The sequence below is a fragment of the Pseudonocardia phyllosphaerae genome (assembly GCF_046546475.1).
GTDB lineage: Bacteria > Actinomycetota > Actinomycetes > Mycobacteriales > Pseudonocardiaceae > Pseudonocardia > Pseudonocardia phyllosphaerae.
In genome coordinates, this window is the sequence record NZ_JBKGXS010000005.1 from 61,193 (window position 1) to 80,136 (window position 18,944).

Below are 18,944 nucleotides of genomic sequence, written 5' to 3' on the forward strand. Positions count from 1 at the left end.
CGACCACGGAGGTCAGATGCCGCTGGTGTGCGAGGCCCACCCCGGTAGTAGCCAAGCAAGTAAGGCCGCGAGGGCGGAAATTCCGGCCGAGGCCCCAAGGGAAAGGATGTAGCCGTCGATGGCCGGCTGTCCGGCAGCGTCGGCATGGGCGGCCAGGACGCTCGCGGTCAGCGCGCTGCCCATCGAGAAGCCGGCGAAACGGACCACCTGGTAGAAGCCCATGGCACTCCCGGTCTCCCGTCCCGGAACCGCCTGGACGATCACGCCGGGAATCGCCGCGAATGTTGTCCCCAGGCCGACTCCCAGGACTGCCGACATGACGAACGCCTGCCAGAGGGCGTCGTGGAACACAGCGAAGAACCCGCATCCCACTGAAGTCACCAGACAGCCCAGCGTCAGCACCGCCCGACCTCCGAGGCGGGTGACCACGGCAGGCAGGAGGTGGGAGCTGCCCAGCATGAACATGGAGAGTGGGACGAGTACGAGGCCCGCTGTCACGGCTGAAGCGGAGAAGCCGAACCCGCCCGAGCGTGGAGACTGCACGAACTGAGTTACCGCTGACAGCACCATGTACATCGCGGCACCGAGCACGAGGGCGCATGCGTCGGCGGCCAGCACCGACGGATGGCGGAGCAGACGGAGCTGGACCAGCGGATTCTCGGCTCGCAGCTGCTGAACGGCCCACATGGCGAGGAGCGTCGTGCCGACGAGCGACAGGATGATGATCACCGGAGAACTCCATCCCCAGTCCGTTCCTTCCGCCGCGGCCACCAGTAGGGGGACCAGTGCCGACGTGAGGAGTACGGCGCCGGGCCAGTCCAACCGTTCACCTGGGTTGCGGCGCGCACTCGAGGGCACCACCGCTGCGACACAGAGCAGCGCGACGCCGGATACGGCCGCCCCGAACCAGTAGGCGCCTGCAAGCCCCCACGCGTCAGCGAGTACGCCGCTGATCGGGTAACCGAGGCCGAGACCGGCTCCCGCCGATACCGACAGCAGTGCGATCGCCGGACCGACCTCGGCCTGGGGCAGTTCGTCGCGAGCGGTGGCGATCGCGAGCGGTGCCAGGCCGAGCCCGACGCCCTGCAGGGCGCGGCCGGTTATGAGCACCGTCAGGCTTCCCGCCAGTGCGGCCACGATTCCACCCGCCGTGACCAGGGTCAGGCCGCCCAGCATGGTCGTCCGCCGATGCGGGCCGTCGGCGAGCCGGCCCAGGATCGGGGAGCTCACGGCGCCGACGAGCAGCGCGACTGTCAACGTCCACTGCGCCGCACTCGGCGGCTCATGAAAGTCGCGAGCGACTGTCGGGATGAGCGGCGCTCCGAACGAGCTGATGACGCTGGCGACGAGGGTGACCAGCACGAGCACCGGCCTCATTGCCAGGCTGTGTGCTCGACCGACGGGAACGGGATCCCAGTCGCGGTCCGCGGAGTCGGAACGGTTGGCATCCATGTGACCCCCTCGGCAACTGCGTGCGATCTGCACGCATGACCGTACGCGCAATCCGTGTGACTTGCACGTATAGTTGCCGGATGGCGAGCATGGAGCTGGCGCGTGACCTGGAGCAGGTCTTGGGGCGGCTGTTGCTGCGGCGCAATCGGAGCGCGCTTTACGACGCGGTGCTCGACGCGGCCCCGACCGGCGTCGATCGCCAGACCTACCCGGTGCTGAGTGGCCTCGGCCGGCTCGGGCCCCAGACCGCGGCACGGCTGGCCGACGAAGTCGGCATCGATCGGTCCGGCGCCAGCCGGTATGCCGATCGGCTCCAGAGGGCGAGCCTGATCGAACGCCGCCCCGACCCCGACGACGGCCGGGCCACGCTGCTCGTGTTGACACCGCAGGGGGAGGACACGGTGGCCGACCTGCGCATTGCGTTGACTCGCCATCTGGCAGGCCGCATTTCGGAGTGGCCGGACTGGCAGGCGCAGGCCTTGGTCGACGGCATTCGCCTGCTCATCGAGGAAGCGGGCTGACGTCGGGGCTCGGTCGAGCAGTAGTCACCGGTTCGGTTCACCTGATGCTGCGACCGGCACTCGATGATCACCAACGACCAAGCGAACGGAGTGGGTCCTGCCGGGTGTCGGAACCCGGGCAGATTCACTGCACGTTCTGCACCTTGGTCGCCAGCAGCTCCCAGCTGCGCCACCAGGCGTCCCGGCGGGTGGCCGGCCCGGCGACGATCAGTTCGTCGGCGTCGGCGGTGGCCGCGAAGTCCTCCAGGAACCGGGCGACGACGTCCGGAGTGCCTGCGGCGGTGTAGCGGGTCATGTTCCGGATCTGGTCACCGGCCTGGCTGTCGAGCACGGCGTCGACCTCGGCGTCGGTGAGCGAGCGCCCGCGACGGCCGATGAACATCCGCACCCGCTGGCGCCGGACCCGGTGCAGCTCCTCCTGGGCCTCGGCGTCGGTGTCCGCGGCGATCACGTTGACCCCGGCGATCACCCGCGGCTCGGACAGCTGCGCAGACGGCCTGAACTCCTTGCGGTACAACGCGACCGCCTGTTCCAGGGCGTCCGGCGCGAAGTGCGAGGCGAAGCCGTAGGGCAGCCCCAGCGCGGCCGCGGCCTGGGCGCCGTAGAGCGAGGAGCCGAGGATCGACAGCGGCACGTTCGTCCCGCGGCCGGGGTAGGCGTTGACGTTCGGGACGAGGCTGTCCTCGCCGAGGAAGCCCTGCAGCTCCTGAACGTCCTGCACGAAGCGCTCCGAGGCACGCGGGTCGCGGCGCAGCGCGCGCACGGTCTCCTGGTCGGTGCCGGGTGCGCGGCCGAGGCCGAGCTCGATCCGGCCGGGGTGCAGCTCGGCGAGGGTGCCGAACTGCTCGGCCACCTGCAGCGGTGAGTGGTTGGGCAGCATCACGCCGCCGGAGCCGAGGGTGATCCGCTCGGTGCGCGCGGCGATGTGCGCGATCAGGACGCTGGTCGCGGCGGAGGCGATGCGGCGCATGTTGTGGTGCTCGGCGTACCAGATGCGGCGGAAGCCCCAGTCCTCCGCGCGCTGCGCCAGGGTCGTGCTGGCCTCGAGCGCCTGGCCCACGGTCTCCTCGTCGGTGACGGTGGCCAGGTCGAGGATCGACAACGGAAGGGGCAGGGCCACGACGGTTCCTCTCGATCGGCAGTACGTCCGGGCGGGCCGGACCTGTCGTACAACGTCGAGCGGCCCTCGCCTCTTCCCGGTCCGGCGGCCGACCGATGCGGAGGCCGGGGTGCGTCGGGGCCTGTCCCGCCGGGACAACGGTCCGCGGCGTGGTTGTCCCCCGCGGAGATGGGGGCGGCGACCGATCCCGGTGATGGTGGCCCGGTCACCTCGCAGGAGGCCCCACGGCACCGTCGCTGCACGTCACGGAGGACCCATGACCCAGCCGAGCACCCTCGACGTCGACCTGGACCGGGACTACACGATGACGATCGACGGGGAGCCCGCGACGGCACCGTCGACGTTCGAGGTGGTGAACCCGGCGACCCGCGAGGTGATCGCGACGGTCCCGGACGCCACCGCCGCCGAGCTCGACGAGGCCGTCGCCGCCGCGTGGCGCGCGTTCCCCGGCTGGTCGGCCCGCCCGATCGAGGAGCGCCAGGCCCTGGTGTCGGCGATCGGCGACCGCCTGGAGGAGCACGCCGAGGGGTTCATGGCGCTGCTCACCCGTGAGCAGGGCAAGCCCCGCGCCGGCGCGGAGTGGGAGGTCGGCGGCTCGATCGCCTGGTTCCGCGAGATCGCGAAGCAGTCGCTGCCCGACGAGATCGTCGAGGACGGGCCGGAGCGCCGCGTCGTCACCCGGTTCACTCCGCTCGGCGTCGTCGGCGCCATCACGCCGTGGAACTTCCCGATCCTGCTCGCCGTCTGGAAGATCGCGCCGGCGCTGGTCGCCGGGAACACGATCGTCGTCAAGCCCTCGCCGTTCACCCCGCTGACCACGCTGAAGCTCGCCGAGCTGGTGTCGGACCTGCTGCCGCCCGGGGTGTTCAACGTCGTCTGCGGCGGGGACGACCTCGGCCGCCGGATCAGCGAGCACCCGGACATCCGCAAGATCGCCTTCACCGGCTCGACCGAGACCGGCAAGCGCGTCATGGCATCGGCCTCGGGCACCCTCAAGCGGCTCACCCTGGAGCTCGGCGGCAACGACCCGGCGATCGTGCTGCCCGACGTCGACCCGGAGCGGATCGCCCCGCAGCTGTTCTGGGCGGCGTTCCAGAACAACGCGCAGTTCTGCAACGCGGCCAAGCGCCTCTACATCCACGCCGACGTCTACGACGCCGTCCGCGACGCGCTCGTCGCCTACGCCCGCACCGTGAAGGTCGGCGACGGCGCCGAGTCCGACACCGGGCTCGGCCCGATCCAGAACGCCCCGCAGTACGAGAAGGTGAAGGAGTACTTCGCCGACTCCCGGGCCCAGGGCCACACGTTCGCCCTCGGCGGCGAGATCGACGAGTCGGCGCCCGGCTGGTTCGTCCCGGTCACCCTGGTCGACGACCCGCCGGAGACCTCCCGTCTGGTCCGCGAGGAACCGTTCGGCCCGATCCTGCCGCTGGTCCGCTGGACCGACGAGGACGACGTCATCGCCCGCGCCAACGACACCGACTGGGGTCTCGGTGCGACCGTGTGGGGCGCGGACCTGGAGCGGATCGAGCGGATCGGCCGGCGGCTCGAGGCCGGCACCGTGTGGCTCAACGAGGTTCACCAGTACTCGCCGTACCAGGCGTTCGGCGGACACAAGCAGTCCGGCATCGGCTGCGAGAACTCGCTGCACGGGCTCACCGAGTACACGAACTGGCAGTCGCTGACCCTGAACAAGGTCCCCGGTTCGGTCTGAGCACCCGGCGGGGCCGGGCGCGTCGCCCGGTCCCGCCGGTTCCACCCCTGCTCCACCCACTGTCCGACGAGGAGGTCGAGCGATGCGCGGTCCCGGTGAGATCCTGCCCGCCGCCGCGGCCCGGTTCGGCGACCGGACCGCCCTGATCTGCGGCGAGCGCCGGTTCGGGTTCGACGAGCTCAACCGGCTCAGCGACCGGATCGCCGTCGCGCTCGTGGGGCGTGGCGTCCGCCCCGGGCAGCCGGTGTCGCTCTACGCGCAGAACCGCTGGGAGTGGGTCGTCGGTTACCACGGGGCGCTGAAGGCGGGCGCGGTCGTCAACCCGGTCAACGTCATGCTCACCCCCGAGGAACTGGCGTTCGTCCTGCGCGACTGTGCCGCCGCCGTCGTCATGACCGGTGGGGAGCACGCCGCGGGTGTGGTCGAGCTGACCCGGGAGCTGCCGGAGCTGCACACCGTCGTCACCTTCGACGCCGGCGCGCACGACGAGGCCGTCGACTTCGCGGCGCTGCTCGACGAGCGCTCCGGCCCTGCTGACGGCAGCGGCACCGGTGCCGGCCCGTTCGAGCCCTGCGACGTCGACCCGGACGCACCCAGCACGATCGGCTACACCTCCGGTACCACCGGGCATCCGAAGGGCGCGGTGCAGAGCCACCGGGCAGTGCTGCTCAACTGCGCGCTCACCGCGACCATGCACGGGCGCACCGAGCACGACGTCGTCGTCACCGCGCTGCCCGCACCGCACGTCTACGGCAACGTCGTGATCAACGGGACGTTCCTGGCCGGCGGCACCGTCGTGCTGATGGAGCGCTTCGACCCGGCCAAGGCGCTGACGCTGATCGCGGCCCACCGGGCGACGCTGTTCGAGGGCGTCCCGGCGATGTACGCGATGCTGCTCGCGCACCCCGACCTGGAGCGGACCGACCTGACGTCGCTGACGCGCTGCACAGTCGGCGGCCAGACGATCCCGCTGTCGACGATCGACCGCTGGCAGCAGCGCAGCGGAGCCCCGCTGATCGAGCTGTGGGGGATGACCGAGATCTCCGGGCTCGGCACCACGCACGCGCTGCACGCCCCGCCGGTGCCCGGTTCGATCGGCGTCTCGCTGCCCGGGGTGGAGGTGCGCATCGCCGACCTGGCCGACCCGGGCCGCGACGCCGTGACCGGCGAGCCCGGTGAGCTGCTGATCCGCGGTCCGATCGTCATGCTCGGCTACCACGGGAACCCCGACGCGACGGCCGAAGTGCTCGAGCCCGACGGCTGGCTGCACACCGGCGACATCGCGACTCTCGACGCGACCGGGCACGTCTTCGTCGTCGACCGGCGCAAGGACATGATCATCACCGGTGGCTACAACGTGTACCCGGCCGAGATCGAACGCGTCGTGGCCGGGCATCCGGGAGTCGCGATGGTCGCGGTCGGCCCGGTTCCCGACGACGTCCGCGGCGAGCTGGCCTGCGCCTACGTCGTACGCGCCGACGGGGCGACGGTGACCGGCGAGGAGATCATCGCCTACGCCGGTACCCGGCTCGCCGCGTACAAGCGGCCGCGGCTGGTCCGGTTCGTCGAGTCCCTGCCGGCCACGTCCACCGGCAAGATCATGCGACGTGAGCTGATCAAGAGCTTCCGGGAGGGCCCGGAGGCCGGCGCTCAGTAGGCGACGACGCCGTCCGGGCCGTCGACCGCGCGGCGGATCGCCTCCTCGACCTCCAGCGCGTGCCAGACGGCCGGATGCACGACGTGCCCGCTGTCCGCCCGGTGCGCACCCGGGTGCCCGCACCAGGCGCAGCCACCGGCCGGGGTCACCGTCGCCCGTGCCTCGACCGCGACCCGGATCCCGTCGGTGCGGCCGCGCTCGTCCTTACCGGCGCCGGCGCGTCCGGCGACGAGCAGAACGGCGAAGAGTGCGGCGACGCCCACGAGCAGGCTCCCGGCCGTGAGGGAGGCGGCGAAGGCCCGTGCCACCAGGGCGACGGCGACGGCGAGGCCGAGGACAACCGCCCAGCCCCGCACGGCGCGGGCGCCGGAGCCGGGGGTCGTTGCGGCGTCTCCGGGAGAGCCGGCTGAAGATCCGTGCGGTTCGACCATGACCGGACCTCCGTGGCACGCGGGACGGGGTCCGGCCGGCGTCGCCGCGCTGGGGGATGTCGCGGGCGCCGTCGGCCGGATGTGAGGACCCTCGGAGCATCGGCCCGGCGTGTTACGACCGCCCGGCTCGGCGCCGACGGCGCCGGGTCGCTACCCGACGGCGGGCGCCGCGATTGCGTCCAGCTCGGTGATGGTGGCGCGGTCGAGCAGGACGTCCTCGGTGGCGACGTTCGCCTCCAGATGCGCGACGTCCGCGGTGCCCGGGATGAGCAGCACGTTCGGCGCGTGCTGCAGCAGCCAGGCCAGGCCGACCTGGGCGGGGCTGCAGGCCATGTGCTCCGCGGCGGCGATCACGGCCGGGGCGTCGGTGACGTTCGGCAGCTCGGCGAACGCGCTGCCCAGCGGGAAGTACGGCACCCACGCGATGCCCTCGGCGGTGCACAGCTCGAGGATGTCCTCGTGCGTGCGGTCGAGCAGGCTGTAGGAGTTCTGCACGCAGGCGATGCCGGCCGGCAGGGCGCGGCGGACCGTCTCCAGCGGCACCGAGCTCAGCCCGATGGCGCCGATCAGGCCCTCGTCGCGCATCGCGACCATCTCCGCGATCTGGTCGTCGACGTCGACGACCTGGTCGCCGTGGGCCCTGATCGGACCGTCGTCCATGCGCCGCAGGTTCACCAGCGGGATCCGGTCGAGGCCGAGGCTGCGCAGGTTGTCGTGCACGCTCGCCCGCAGCTGCTCCGGGCGCTGGGCGCTACGGATCGGGGGAGTGCCGCCAGGGTCGGGGTCGCCGCCGACCTTGCTGACGATCAGCACGCCGTCCTCGGGCCGGATCGCCTCGCGGAGGAACCGGTTGGCGAGGCCGTCGCCGTAGAACTGGGCGGTGTCGACGTGGTCGATGCCCAGCTCGACGGCGCGGCGCAGCAGCGTGTGCGCGGCCGCGGGGTCGTCGGCGAGGCGGGGGAGCTGCATCGCGCCGAAGCCGATGCGGCGGACGGAGTGGCCGGCGAGGTCGTAGGACATGCCTGCTCCCATGGGGATGCGAGGGATCGTGTACCTGCGACGCCAGCATAAACGGAAAGGGCTCCGTTTATCTCGCGTTCGTCCGCAGAACCGCGCGCATCGCCGGAGCGTGGGTCACCCGGAACCCCGCGGCCTCGTACATGCCGCGGCCCTCGTCGGTCGCCATCAGCTCCGCCCGCCCGGCGCCCGACTCCGCGGCCCACGCGACGACCTCGTCGAACGCGGCCCGCGCGTGCCCCTGACGGCGCGCGCCGGGATCGGTGCAGACGTTGCCGATCAGGGCGTCACCTTCCGAGGAGCCCGGCGACGGCGCCGACTCCCGCAGGATCCCCATGGCCGTGGCGACGACCGCACCGCCGGTCTCGACGACGGCGAAGCAGAACCGCGGGTCGCCGATCCGCTCGGTGAACCAGCCGGCGGCCGCGGCCTGCCAGGACGGTGCGTCGTGGCCGGGGGTGCCCATCGCGCGGAACATCTCCGCGCGCAGCCGGACCAGGTCGGGGACGTCGCGTTCGACGGCGCGGCGGACCGTGCGTGCAGTCACGGCGTCGACCCTAGGCGGACGCGCCGCTCACAGCAGATCCAGCGCCGCCCCCACGACGGTGTCCGCGTCCAGCCCGTGGTGCGCGTACACCGAGGCCAGGTCCCCGGACTGCCCGAAGCGCGTCACGCCCAGGTGCGTGGCGGGCACCCGGTTGACTCCGGCGAGGAACGCGAGGGTGTGCGGGTGCCCGTCGAGCAGCGTGACCAGCGGTGACGCCCGCCGCGCCGGGAACGCCGACTCCAGGATCCACGGCTCGGCCTGCGCCGCGGCGGGGCGCCCGGACCGGGCCTGCACCGCGTCGAACAGCAGGCCCGGACTGGTCACCACGACGACGTCGACCGCGTGACCCAGCTCCTCCAGCCGGTCCGCGGCGATGAGCGCCTCGGTCGTCGGCGCCCCGGTGACCGCGATCGTCAACGACGGTGCGGAGCCGCTGCGGCGCAACGGGTACGCACCGGCGACGACCTGGCGGCGACGGCGTTCCCGCGCCGCCGGATCCGCCGGGACGGCCGCGAGCGACTGGTCCACCGGACGCGTCGAGAGCCGCAGGTACGCGCTCGTCCCGTCCGGGCGGCCGAGCCGGGCCAGCGAGGCGAGCAGCGTCCATTCGACGTCGATCGCGAACGCCGGCTCGTAGGCCACGCAGCCCGGCTGCTCCAGTCCCACCGACGGCGTCGTGATCGACTGGTGCGCGCCGCCCTCGGGTGCCAGCGACACCCCGGACGGGGTTCCGACCAGGATGGACTGTCCGCCGGCGTAGATCCCGAACGACCACGGCTCCAGCGCGCGCTCGACGAACGGGTCGTAGAGCACCCCGATCGGCAGCACCGGCTCGCCCCAGCGAGACCACGTCGCGCCCAGCTCGCCGAGCGCACCGACCAGGTTCCCCTCGGCGATGCCCAGCTCCAGGTGCTGTCCGGTCGGCCGCTCCCGCCAGTGCAGGATCGTCTCGGGGTCGTCGTCGAACCAGTCCTTGCGCTCGGCGGTGGACCACACCCCGACCTTGTTCACCCAGCCGCCGAGGTTGGTCGACGACGACACGTCCGGGCAGAGCGTCACCACCCGTGCCGCTGCGGCGGGCGCCTCGCGGGTGAGGTCGAGCAGCGCGCGTCCGAGCGCGGCCTGGGTGGTCGCGCGCCCGGTCGGGGTGCGGCCCACATCGGTCGGCATCGGCGGGACGGCGTGGTCGATGACCGGCTTGCGGCGCAGGCGTTCCGCCGTGCGGACGACGAGCTCGCCGGCCGGTGAGGCGGGGGAGATACGCCGCCACGGGTGCTCCGGGTCGGCGCCGACGGCGTCGGCGAGCTCGCCCATCTGCTCGGCGGTCAGGATCGAGCCGTGGTTCTGCGGGTGCCCCTCACTGGCGAGTCCGTGGCCCTTCACGGTGTAGGCCAGGATCACCGTCGGGCGGGTGTCGTCGATGCCGGCGAACGCCTCGCCGAGCGCGTCCGCGTCGTGTCCGCCGAGGTTGCGGACGGCGGCGAGCAGGGTCGCGTCGTCGAGCTCGGCGACCAGGGCGGCCAGGCCCGCGTCGTCGCCGGGGAGCCGGTCGCGGACCTCGGCCGCGTCGCAGCGCAGCAGCCGCTGGTACTCCGGGTTCTCCATGGTGTCGATCCGGGTGCGCAGCGCGTCGCCGCCGGGCCGGGCGAACAGCTCGTGCAGCAGCCGTCCGTACTTGACCGTGAGGACCTGCCAGCCCGCCGCGGCGAACATGCCCTCGATCCGCGGTGCACCGATGTTGGGCACGACCCGGTCCAGCGACTGCCGGTTCAGGTCGACGATCCACACGACCTCGCCGAGCTCGCCGACCATCGGGTCGAGGATCGCCTCCCAGACCGCTCCCTCGTCGAGCTCGGCGTCGCCGACCAGCGAGTACTGCCGCCCGGGGTGCGGGCCGGCGGGGACAGGGCCGTCGGCGGTGTCGCCGCCTCCGTCGTCGCCGAAGTGGGTCTGCACGTAGCGCCGCGCGAGCGCACCCCAGATCGGGGCGGTGGCGCCGATGCCGACCGAGCCGGTGGAGTAGTCGACGGGGTCGGGGTCCTTCGCCCGCGACGGGTAGGACTGCAGCCCGCCGAAGCTGCGCAGCGTGCTGAGGTGGCGCTCGTCGAGCTCGCCGAGCAGGTAGTTGATCGCGTGCAGCACCGGTGAGGCGTGCGGCTTGACCGAGACCCGGTCCTGGGCGCGCAGGTGCTCGAACCAGAGCGTCGTCATGATCGTGACCAGCGACGCCGACGACGCCTGGTGCCCGCCGACCTTCAGCCCGCTCGGGTCCCCGTGCCGGTTGGCGGCGTCGACGATCGCGGTGGACAGCCACAGCACGCGGCGTTCGATCTCGGCCAGCGCAGCGCCGGTGTCCTGCGTGGACGGATCGATCCCGGTGGTGGTGTTCGTGCGCCCGGTGGCGGTGTTCATGCGGCGCTCCAGCTCCGTCGGCCCGGGCCGGGTGCGGCCCCTCTCCACCCTGCCGCGACGGCCGTCCGGTGGCCAGTACGTGACCGGCACGGACCCCGGTCGTTGATCGAGTGTGCGGGCAACCGGCCCCGCCGCTCACCGAGCGGCCGCGAGCGCACCTGGAAGGCGACGAATGTTCAGAACCGCAGGACGCCGGGCAGCGATCGGCGCGGTGGCGCTGGTCGTCGGCGCGGCCCTCACCGCGACGGCCACGTCGGCCCAGGCGATCACCGACGGGCAGGACGCCGCCCCGGGGCAGGCGGGTTTCGCGGCCGCGCTGTCGATGCCGCGGATCGAGCGGTCGGACGGCACCGTCTACTCCAGCGCGTGCTCCGGCGCACTCGTCGCCCCGCGCTGGGTGATCACCGCCGGGCACTGCGTGCACGACGGCGACCGCAACGAGATCAGCGGCAAGCCCCGCTACGAGATCGACGTGACCGTCGGCCGGGATCGGGACCGGACGCCGGCCCGCGCGGTGCGGGCGGTGCAGCGCAAGGACGCCGACGTCGTCCTGCTCGAGCTCGACCGCGAGATCACCTCGACCGACCCGCTGCCGGTCAGCGACTCCGCCCCGCAGGTGGGTGACGAGCTCACCCTGGCGGGCTGGGGCTCGACCGACGGCGTCGAGAACCCGCAGCACCGGCCGGACCGGCTGCAGGTCGCCGACTACGAGGTCACCGGCGTGAGCGAGACCGGGATGACGGCGAAGGCCACCGGCCCGCAGAAGGACACCAGCGCCTGCCCCTACGACTCGGGCGCACCGTTCGTGTCGGGCTCGGGCAGCTCGGCGAAGCTGGTGGCGACCGAGGTCAACGGCCCGGTCTGCCCGCACCACGGCGAGGAGACGACCGCGCGCAGCGACCGGCTGGCGGGCTGGATCGCCCAGCAGACCGGAGTCGGCACGCACTACTGAGCACCGCACCCCGGGGAACGGGTGGACTTGCACTGTCGCGCAGGAGGCGCCGGGTCTACGGTCGGCCCGACCCCGCTCCCGTCGCGTCAGGAGACCCTGTGCCCGCCGTCGTCGTCATCGCTGTCTTCCGCCCGGCCGAGGGGCGGCAGTCCGAGCTGGTCGAGGCACTGCGCGGGGTGATCCCGGCCGTGCACGACGAGGCGGGCTGCGAGCTCTACGCCATCCACGACGCCGACGACGGCTCCGTCGTGCTGGTCGAGAAGTGGAGCAGCCGCGACGACCTCGCGGCGCACTCGAACGGCGAGCCGATCGCCGCGCTGCGCCGTGCCGTCGACGGGCTGGTCGCGGGTCCGCCGGAGGTGACGCGGATGGACGCGCTGCCGGCGGGGACCGCGGAGCAGGGCGTCCTGTGAGGACCGGAGCCTGAAGTTCTGCTGTGAGTGTGCGGCAGGCACTTGAATCCGCCGACGAGGCGGGAGGACTCTTCCTGCACAGGGACGTCACACCTCCGCCGAGGAGCTCGCCATGACCGCATCCGCCGCAGGCTCCGCCCGGGTCGCGCCCCGCTCCGCCGTCGCCGGCATCGCGCTGGCCGTCGTCGCCGCGACGGTCGCGTCCGGCATCGTCAACTTCCTGCTCTCGCTCGCCGCCCAGGCCCTCGGCGCGGACGTGTCGACGGTGATGGGCCTGCAGCCGCAGACGTTCCTGCTGTTCACCCTGATCGGCACGCTCGTCGGCGCGATCGGCTGGCAGGTGATCCGCCGTGTCACGGCGACGCCGTCGCGGGTGCTGCGGGTGCTGGTACCCGTCGTGGTCGTCCTGTCGCTGATCCCCGACGCGTGGGTCGCGGTGTCGTTCAGCGCGGTCGGCGGGATCGCACTCGGGCTGATGCACCTGGTCGTCGCGGCCGCGGCGGTCCCGGCCTACCGACGGTTCCTGCCGCTGGCGCGCTGACGTTCCGGCCCGGCCGTTCACCAGGTCACGAGCAGCCGGTGCACCCCGTAGACCGACCCGTCGTGCTTGAACGCCACGTCGGACAACGGCTCGGCGGCGGCGAGCGTCGGGATGCGCCGGTAGAGCGTCCCGTAGACGACCTGCAGCTCCATCCGGGCCAGCGTCAGCCCCAGGCACAGGTGCACGCCGAACCCGAATGCGAGGTGATGGCGCGCGTCGCGGGTGAGGTCGAGGTCGTCGGGCCGGTCGTAGACCTCGGGATCCCGGTTGCCGATGTCGTTCGGGAAGATCACGCCCTCGCCGGCGCGGATGGTGTGGTCGGCGAACTCGATGTCCTCCAGCGCGACGCGGCGGCGGCCGTTGTGGGTGACGGTCAGGTAGCGCAGCAGCTCCTCGACCGCGCCGTTGACGACCTGCTCGTCGTCGGAGTGGTCGCGCAGCAGGGCCAGCTGGCCGGGGTTCTCCAGCAGCGCCAGGGTGCCGAGGGCGATCATGTTCGCGGTCGTCTCGTGCCCGGCCACCAGCAGGAGGACGCCGATGCCGGCGGCGTCGTCGGCGGTCAGCTCACCGGCGGTGACCCGCTCGGCGAGGCCGGTGAGCAGGTCGTCGCCGGGCTCGGTGCTCTTGCGCTGCACGAGCTCCGCGAGATACTCGGCGAGCCGGCCCGACGCGGCGCCGCGCTCGTCGGCCGAGGACCGCCGGTCGATCATGATCCGGCTGCACTCCTGGAAGAAGCCGTGCTCGGTGTAGGGGACGCCGAGCAGCTCGCAGATCACCAGTGACGGCAGCGGCAGCGCGAACGCCTCGACCAGGTCGGCAGGCTGCGGCCCGGCGAGCATGTCGTCGATCAGCCGGTCGGTGAGCTCCTGCACGCGTGGGCGCATCGCGCGGATCCGCCGGTGCGAGAACGGCGCGGTGACCATCCGGCGCAGCCGCGCGTGCTCCGGGTCGTCCATGAGGATGAAGCCGATCCGGTTGGCGCCGTCGGGTATCCGGCCCTCGTGCGGGTAGCCGGGAAGCGAGGCGTCGGAGCTGAGGCGTTTGTCGGTGATCAGGCTGCGCTGGTCGGCGTAGTGCGGCACCAGCCAGGCGACGGTCCCGTCACCCAGCCGGACCGAGGTGAGGCGCCCCTCGTCGCGGGTGCCGCCCAGCTCGGGCGGAGGGTCGAACGGGCAGCGGCCGTCGCGCGGCATCGGGTAGCGGGGCGGGACTCCGGTACGGACGTCGGCGAGGTCGGTCACGTGTGCTCCTTCGGGTCGAGGTGGGCTCCGGTGCCGGTGGTGACCGGCGCCGTCCAGATGCCGACGATCGCGTCGACGAGTCCGGTGGCGGCGTCGGTCCAGCTCGCGCGGGGGGTGGGGAAGCCGTCGGCCAGCGCCCGCTCGCGCTCGGCGAAGTGGTGCACGAGCAGCAGGCGGCAGATGTCGGCGCGCTCGGCGGCGACGTCGTCGGGCAGGGCGGGCAGGCAGGCGTTCAGCCCGCTGAGCAGCGCGCTCAGCGCGGGGGAGGTGAGCGACTCGCGCACCATGATCTCGCGCAGCGCCGGGTCGGTCATGAGCTGCGCGGCGAACCGGGCGAACCAGGTCGGCCTGCCGAGCTCCTCGAGGTGCTGCGCGGTCGGGAGCACCAGTGCGGCGACCCAGTCCCGGACGCCCGGCTCGACGGGCAGATGCTCCAGCATCGCCTCGCGGAGCCGGTCGATCGGCTCCGCGTGCCGGTGCACCAGCGCCTCGACGAGGTCGGTGCGGGTCCCGAAGTGGTACCCGACGACGGCGTTGTTGCCCTGCCCGGCGGCCTCGGCGATCGCGCGGTTGGACACCGCGTACACGCCGTGCTCGGCGTAGAGCCGCTCGGCGGCGTCGAGGATCGCCTCGCGGGTGGCGGTGCTGCGGTCGGAGCGGGCACGAGCGGTCACGACTTAAGTCAAGCACATGATTTAATCGTGGTCGACCTCGACGCCCCCGATCGACAGGAGTTCCGCATGACGCCCGCCCCGCCCCGCATCGAGCCCGTCACCGGGAGGCAGTCGAACCTGCTGGTCGCGGTGCTCGCGGCGGCGGGCATCGTGGTCTCGCTGCAGCAGACGCTGGTGGTGCCGCTGCTGCCGCAGTTCCCGCGGCTGCTGGGCTCCGCACCGGCGGACACCGCGTGGATCGTGACCGCGACGCTGCTCGCCGGGGCCGTCGCCACCCCGGTCGTCGGACGGCTGGCGGACATGGTCGGCAAACGCCGGATGCTGCTGGTCTGCCTGGTGGTGCTGGTGTGCGGCTCGGTGCTCGGGGCGCTGTCGTCGTCGCTCGTCCCGCTGGTCGTCGGGCGCGCGTTGCAGGGGCTGGCCGCGGGGGTGGTCCCGCTCGGGATCAGCCTGATGCGCGACCTGCTCCCCGCGGACCGGCTCGGCTCGGCGACGGCGATGATGAGCGCCTCGCTCGGCGTCGGGGGAGCGCTGGGGCTGCCGCTGTCGGCGCTGGTCGCGCAGAGCCTGGACTGGCACGTGCTGTTCTGGGCCGCCGGCCTGGTCGGGGCGGCCGTCACCGGGCTGGTGCTCACGATCGTCCCGGAGTCCCCGCAGCGCGCCGGCGGCCGGTTCGACGGCGTCGGCGCCGTCGGGATCTCGGTCGCGCTCGTCGCGCTGCTGGTCGCGGTCTCCAAGGGTGCGAGCTGGGGCTGGGGCTCTCCGCTGACACTGTCGCTGTTCGCGGTCGCGGTGGTCGCCGTGCTGCTCTGGGGGCGCTGGGAGCTGCGCACCCCGCAGCCGCTGGTGGATCTGCGGGTCAGCGCCCGGCGCGGGCTGCTGCTGACCAACGCGGCGTCGGTGGTGTTCGCGTTCTCGATGTTCGCGATGTCGCTGGTCTACCCGCAGCTGCTGCAGCTGCCGGAGGCCACCGGCTACGGGCTGGGGCAGTCGATCCTGGTCGCGGGGCTGGTCCTGGCGCCGGGCGGACTGTGCATGATGGCGATGTCGCCGGTGTCGGCGCGGATCAGCGCGGCGTCCGGACCGAGGACGACGCTGCTGGCCGGGGCGGTCGTCGTCGCCGCCGGGTACGGGCTGGGAGCGGTGTTCCACGGCGCGGTCTGGCAGCTGCTGGTGTCGGCGGTGGTGATCAGCTCCGGGATCGGGCTCGCGTACGGCGCCATGCCGTCGCTGATCATGGCGGCGGCTCCGCTGAGCCAGACCGCGGCCGCGAACAGTCTGAACAACCTCATGCGGGCGATGGGGACCTCGATCGCCAGCGCCGTCGTCGGGGTGCTGCTGGCGCAGCTGACCGTGACGTCCGGTGGGACGGCGCTGCCGTCGGAGGCCGCGTTCGTGATCACTCTGGTGCTGGGTGCGGCCGCCGCCCTCGCTGCGGCGGCCATCACCGTGTTCCTGCCGCGCCGCGACGTGCAAGCCGCTGCGGAGGCCGTCGGGGTGTCGGTACCGGCGACGCGCTGATTCGGCACCGGTGACGCGCTGGGTTGGCACGGCGACGGGCTGGGGGGTGCCGAGTCGCTGGACCGGTTGCTGCACGACGGCGAGCTGGCCGCCGCGGCGCGTGAGGTGCGTGGGGAGATCGCCGCCATGCCGCCGCCGCAGTCGCGGGTGGAGGTCGTGACCACGCTGGCGTGACGGGGCCGCGGCCGTTACTGATCGGATGCCCGGTCTGTCGGGTGCCCGGCTCGGCGAGGGCCCATGATCGGCGTTCTGCCGGTCTTCGGTGCCGGATATGGCACCGATCCCCGGCAAACCGACGATCAAGGCCGTAGGCGACGACGGTGTCGCCAGCTGCAGGGCAGCGCGCGTGCCAGTCCGCCTCTGTGTGAGCACGGCAGAGGACGCGGTCGAGGCCGCGAACCCGACCGAGCCGCCCCTCACGTCCCCGTCATCGTCCGCGCCTGCACCGTTCAACGGTCGGATCCCTGCGCCGAATGACCGCAACTTTTACTGGAGAACTGGCTGCATACTCCGGTAGAATCGAACACGTGGTCGACACAACGGTCGAAGAGGCACTCGCCGGGCACATGCCGCCCGGCGGGACCCTCGCCGCGTTGTGCGAAGCCACCGCTGCGGTACCCGAGGATCTCTCCGACCGTGAGCTGCTGAAGACCGTCGAGGCCGCGGTGCAGCTGGAACGCTGGGCCGGAGCGGTCCGCACCCGCCTGCTCGGCGCCCTGGTCGAACGACACCCACCGGGCAGCACTGCACCCGTCCCCGATGCCACCGGGAAGACTGCGGTGCCGGTGGCCCGCTGGCTGCCCTCCCAGGTGGCGATGGCGACGCATCTGACCGAGGACCAGGCCCGCGGCGAACTCGGCATGGCCGAACGCCTCTACCGCGTACTGCCGGAAACTCTCGCCGAGTGGGAGGCCGGGCGGATCGGGGAACGTGCCGCCGAGGCGATCGCCGAGTCCACCCAGATCCTCGACGACGACGCCGCCCGTGCGGTGCAGGCTGCGATCCTGCCCGGCGCGTCCACGATCACCCAGACCCGGCTCCGCGCCCGGCTGCGCACCGCGATCCACCGCGCCGACCCCGACGGCGCCGCTCGCCGTCATCAGCGGGCGTTCGACGACCGCGAGGTCTCGATCAGCCGCAACGACAACGGCATGGGCTCCCTCTGGCTGTCCGGCTCCGCCGCGCAGACCGAGGCGTCCTGGAACTCCCTGGACCGGCTCGTCCGCTCCCTGGGCAGCGAGGACCCGCGGACGCTGGCGCAACGCCGCTGCGACCTCGCCCACGAACTGCTGCAGGGCACGGTCACGATCACCGACCTGACCTCGGTGATAGCCGCGGTGAGCACTGTGGTCAACAGTCGCCACCCGGCAGACGCCGCAGCGGACACGACGACCGGCACCGGCGCTGGTGTACCGGCGGCGACGCGCCCCGCGCATCCCACCGGTGCCGCGCGCGCCTCGAACGAAGCGTCCGAGCGAGGCTCCGCGACCGGAGCCGGCACTGCACAGGCCGCCGAGGCCACAACCGGCACAGCGACCAACGCAGCGACCGGCACGATGACCATCGCAGCGACTCCCACAGCGACCGGCGCAGCGATCGCCGAGCTGACCGGAGTGGACCCCGAGATCATCGCCACCGCCGTCGCCGAAGTCCTCGCGTGTAAGCCCGACCCCAACGCCACGATCGGCCGCAAGCCGCTGATCCAGGTCGTGGTCGGGCTCGACACCCTGCTCGGCGGTAGCCGGCCCGGGGAGATCACCGGCCACGGCCCGATCCCCGCCACCACCGCCCGCGCCCTGGCCGCCGGTGGTGACTGGAAACGCCTGGTCACCGACCCCGTCACCGGGCAGTTGCTCGACTACGGACGCAACACCTACCGGCCTCCGGCGAATCTGCACGATCACGTCCACGGCCGTGACGGCACCTGTCGTGGTCCGGACTGCGAACGCCGCATCCGCGATCTGGATCATCACCAGGACTGGGGCAAGGACGGCCACACCGTCGACCACAACCTGTTCGGGCTCTGCCAACGCCACCACAAGCTCAAAGACGTCACCGGATGGCACGCACTGGTGCGCCCCGACGGTGGGCTGACCTGGATCAGCCCCGACGGCTACCAGTCGACGACGTACCCGAAGGATTATCGCGTCTTCACCGAGGACACGGTGGTCAGCGAGGGCGTCGCGGAGCGGCGGGTGATCGACCCCGGCACCGAGGGGCCGAGACCGGCGCGCTCGAGGCTCGCCCGGCCCGCAGCCGGGGCACAGCCGACGATCCCGGAACCCCGGGACGGAACCGACGATGATCCAGCGCCGTTCTGATCGCCTCCGCCGCGGCGTCGGCGAGCCGTCCCCGGCCCGACAACTCACTCCCGGAACCCGGCGAACCGTCCCCGGCGGATGGCGCCGGCTCAGTTGGGAGCGCCGGCCCAGCCGGAAGCACGGAAGCGCCGGCCCAGCCGGAAGTACTGGTCCGGCCGGAAGCACCGACCCAGTCACCGACCCCTCGCGGTAACGGAGCCACGGCGGATCGCTCCCGGTCCCCGGTGGGTTGCGCGCCGTCACGCGCCACAGGCGGGACCGCGGCCGGCCGGAGGCGGTGGCTGTCCCCGCAGGACAAGTCGCCCGGTCACTTTTGTCCGCGCGTTCCATCGGACACCGTGGACGTCGCGGGCACTGTGACCCACGCAACGTCGCGAGGCCGGGACGGCGGGAACCAGAGTTGGCGACGG

General features: G+C 72.7%; 16 protein-coding genes. 8 read left to right on the plus strand and 8 right to left on the minus strand.

The window, feature by feature from the left end:
* Window positions 1-12: 12 nt before the first annotated feature.
* Window positions 13-1,368 carry an MFS transporter gene (locus tag ACLE50_RS12395; RefSeq protein WP_410943638.1) on the minus strand — a complete coding sequence of 452 codons (1,356 nt, stop codon included), beginning with the start codon at window positions 1,366-1,368 and terminating at the stop codon, window positions 13-15.
* A gap of 164 nt (window positions 1,369-1,532) precedes the next feature.
* Between ACLE50_RS12395 and ACLE50_RS12400 the strand changes: the two genes are divergently transcribed.
* Window positions 1,533-1,973 carry a MarR family winged helix-turn-helix transcriptional regulator gene (locus ACLE50_RS12400; protein ID WP_410943639.1) on the plus strand — a complete coding sequence of 147 codons (441 nt, stop codon included), beginning with the start codon at window positions 1,533-1,535 and terminating at the stop codon, window positions 1,971-1,973.
* 124 nt (window positions 1,974-2,097) lie between these two features.
* Here ACLE50_RS12400 and ACLE50_RS12405 read toward each other — a convergent pair whose 3' ends face one another.
* Entirely contained in the window at window positions 2,098-3,093 is a 996-nt protein-coding gene (locus tag ACLE50_RS12405) for an LLM class flavin-dependent oxidoreductase (RefSeq protein ID WP_410943640.1), read from the minus strand.
* A gap of 256 nt (window positions 3,094-3,349) precedes the next feature.
* Here ACLE50_RS12405 and ACLE50_RS12410 point away from each other — a divergent pair, with 256 nt between their 5' ends.
* Window positions 3,350-4,807: an aldehyde dehydrogenase family protein gene (locus ACLE50_RS12410; protein WP_410943641.1), complete on the plus strand. Its 1,458-nt coding sequence runs from the start codon at window positions 3,350-3,352 to the stop codon at window positions 4,805-4,807.
* An 82-nt stretch (window positions 4,808-4,889) separates the two neighbouring features.
* On the plus strand, window positions 4,890-6,464 hold the full coding sequence (locus tag ACLE50_RS12415; RefSeq protein WP_410943642.1) for a class I adenylate-forming enzyme family protein: 1,575 nt from the start codon (window positions 4,890-4,892) through the stop codon (window positions 6,462-6,464).
* On the opposite strand, the gene ACLE50_RS12420 is transcribed toward ACLE50_RS12415, so the two are convergent.
* The 4 genes from ACLE50_RS12420 to ACLE50_RS12435 all read right to left on the minus strand — a co-directional run bounded on the left by ACLE50_RS12420 (window position 6,458) and on the right by ACLE50_RS12435 (window position 10,871).
* Window positions 6,458-6,895 (minus strand): hypothetical protein, encoded by a 438-nt coding sequence (locus tag ACLE50_RS12420; RefSeq protein WP_410943643.1) that lies wholly within the window; start codon window positions 6,893-6,895, stop codon window positions 6,458-6,460. The genes ACLE50_RS12415 and ACLE50_RS12420 overlap by 7 nt on opposite strands.
* 150 nt (window positions 6,896-7,045) lie before the next feature.
* Window positions 7,046-7,927: an aldo/keto reductase gene (locus ACLE50_RS12425; protein WP_410943644.1), complete on the minus strand. Its 882-nt coding sequence runs from the start codon at window positions 7,925-7,927 to the stop codon at window positions 7,046-7,048.
* Between the two features lie 55 nt (window positions 7,928-7,982).
* Window positions 7,983-8,459, minus strand: a complete 477-nt coding sequence (locus tag ACLE50_RS12430) for a GNAT family N-acetyltransferase (RefSeq protein ID WP_410943645.1) — start codon at window positions 8,457-8,459, stop codon at window positions 7,983-7,985.
* 27 nt (window positions 8,460-8,486) lie between these two features.
* Window positions 8,487-10,871 carry a transketolase-like TK C-terminal-containing protein gene (locus tag ACLE50_RS12435; protein ID WP_410943646.1) on the minus strand — a complete coding sequence of 795 codons (2,385 nt, stop codon included), beginning with the start codon at window positions 10,869-10,871 and terminating at the stop codon, window positions 8,487-8,489.
* 172 nt (window positions 10,872-11,043) lie between these two features.
* Here ACLE50_RS12435 and ACLE50_RS12440 point away from each other — a divergent pair, with 172 nt between their 5' ends.
* The 3 genes from ACLE50_RS12440 to ACLE50_RS12450 all read left to right on the plus strand — a co-directional run bounded on the left by ACLE50_RS12440 (window position 11,044) and on the right by ACLE50_RS12450 (window position 12,777).
* Entirely contained in the window at window positions 11,044-11,823 is a 780-nt protein-coding gene (locus tag ACLE50_RS12440) for a S1 family peptidase (protein WP_410943647.1), read from the plus strand.
* 98 nt (window positions 11,824-11,921) lie between these two features.
* Window positions 11,922-12,236 carry a putative quinol monooxygenase gene (locus tag ACLE50_RS12445; protein ID WP_410943648.1) on the plus strand — a complete coding sequence of 105 codons (315 nt, stop codon included), beginning with the start codon at window positions 11,922-11,924 and terminating at the stop codon, window positions 12,234-12,236.
* Between the two features lie 112 nt (window positions 12,237-12,348).
* Window positions 12,349-12,777: a DUF6069 family protein gene (locus ACLE50_RS12450; RefSeq protein ID WP_410943649.1), complete on the plus strand. Its 429-nt coding sequence runs from the start codon at window positions 12,349-12,351 to the stop codon at window positions 12,775-12,777.
* A gap of 17 nt (window positions 12,778-12,794) precedes the next feature.
* Here ACLE50_RS12450 and ACLE50_RS12455 read toward each other — a convergent pair whose 3' ends face one another.
* Entirely contained in the window at window positions 12,795-13,970 is a 1,176-nt protein-coding gene (locus ACLE50_RS12455; RefSeq protein ID WP_410943894.1) for a cytochrome P450, read from the minus strand.
* A 44-nt stretch (window positions 13,971-14,014) separates the two neighbouring features.
* Window positions 14,015-14,692: a TetR/AcrR family transcriptional regulator gene (locus ACLE50_RS12460; protein WP_410943650.1), complete on the minus strand. Its 678-nt coding sequence runs from the start codon at window positions 14,690-14,692 to the stop codon at window positions 14,015-14,017.
* Window positions 14,693-14,758: 66 nt separating this feature from the next.
* On the opposite strand from ACLE50_RS12460, the gene ACLE50_RS12465 reads away from it, so the two are divergent.
* Together ACLE50_RS12465 and ACLE50_RS12470 are read left to right on the plus strand one after the other, a co-directional pair.
* Window positions 14,759-16,213, plus strand: a complete 1,455-nt coding sequence (locus ACLE50_RS12465; protein ID WP_410943651.1) for an MFS transporter — start codon at window positions 14,759-14,761, stop codon at window positions 16,211-16,213.
* A gap of 527 nt (window positions 16,214-16,740) precedes the next feature.
* On the plus strand, window positions 16,741-18,534 hold the full coding sequence (locus ACLE50_RS12470; RefSeq protein ID WP_410943652.1) for a DUF222 domain-containing protein: 1,794 nt from the start codon (window positions 16,741-16,743) through the stop codon (window positions 18,532-18,534).
* Window positions 18,535-18,944 lie beyond the last annotated feature (410 nt).

Bases quoted from the DNA above. Each gene is read 5' to 3' on its own strand.
- ACLE50_RS12400 (WP_410943639.1), top strand. From the start codon at position 1,533: ATGGCGAGCATGGAGCTGGCGCGTGACCTGGAGCAGGTCTTGGGGCGG.
- ACLE50_RS12410 (WP_410943641.1), top strand. From the start codon at position 3,350: ATGACCCAGCCGAGCACCCTCGACGTCGACCTGGACCGGGACTACACG.
- ACLE50_RS12415 (WP_410943642.1), top strand. From the start codon at position 4,890: ATGCGCGGTCCCGGTGAGATCCTGCCCGCCGCCGCGGCCCGGTTCGGC.
- ACLE50_RS12420 (WP_410943643.1), bottom strand. From the start codon at position 6,895: ATGGTCGAACCGCACGGATCTTCAGCCGGCTCTCCCGGAGACGCCGCA.
- ACLE50_RS12425 (WP_410943644.1), bottom strand. From the start codon at position 7,927: ATGGGAGCAGGCATGTCCTACGACCTCGCCGGCCACTCCGTCCGCCGC.
- ACLE50_RS12435 (WP_410943646.1), bottom strand. From the start codon at position 10,871: ATGAACACCGCCACCGGGCGCACGAACACCACCACCGGGATCGATCCG.
- ACLE50_RS12440 (WP_410943647.1), top strand. From the start codon at position 11,044: ATGTTCAGAACCGCAGGACGCCGGGCAGCGATCGGCGCGGTGGCGCTG.
- ACLE50_RS12450 (WP_410943649.1), top strand. From the start codon at position 12,349: ATGACCGCATCCGCCGCAGGCTCCGCCCGGGTCGCGCCCCGCTCCGCC.
- ACLE50_RS12455 (WP_410943894.1), bottom strand. From the start codon at position 13,970: ATGCCGCGCGACGGCCGCTGCCCGTTCGACCCTCCGCCCGAGCTGGGC.
- ACLE50_RS12465 (WP_410943651.1), top strand. From the start codon at position 14,759: ATGACGCCCGCCCCGCCCCGCATCGAGCCCGTCACCGGGAGGCAGTCG.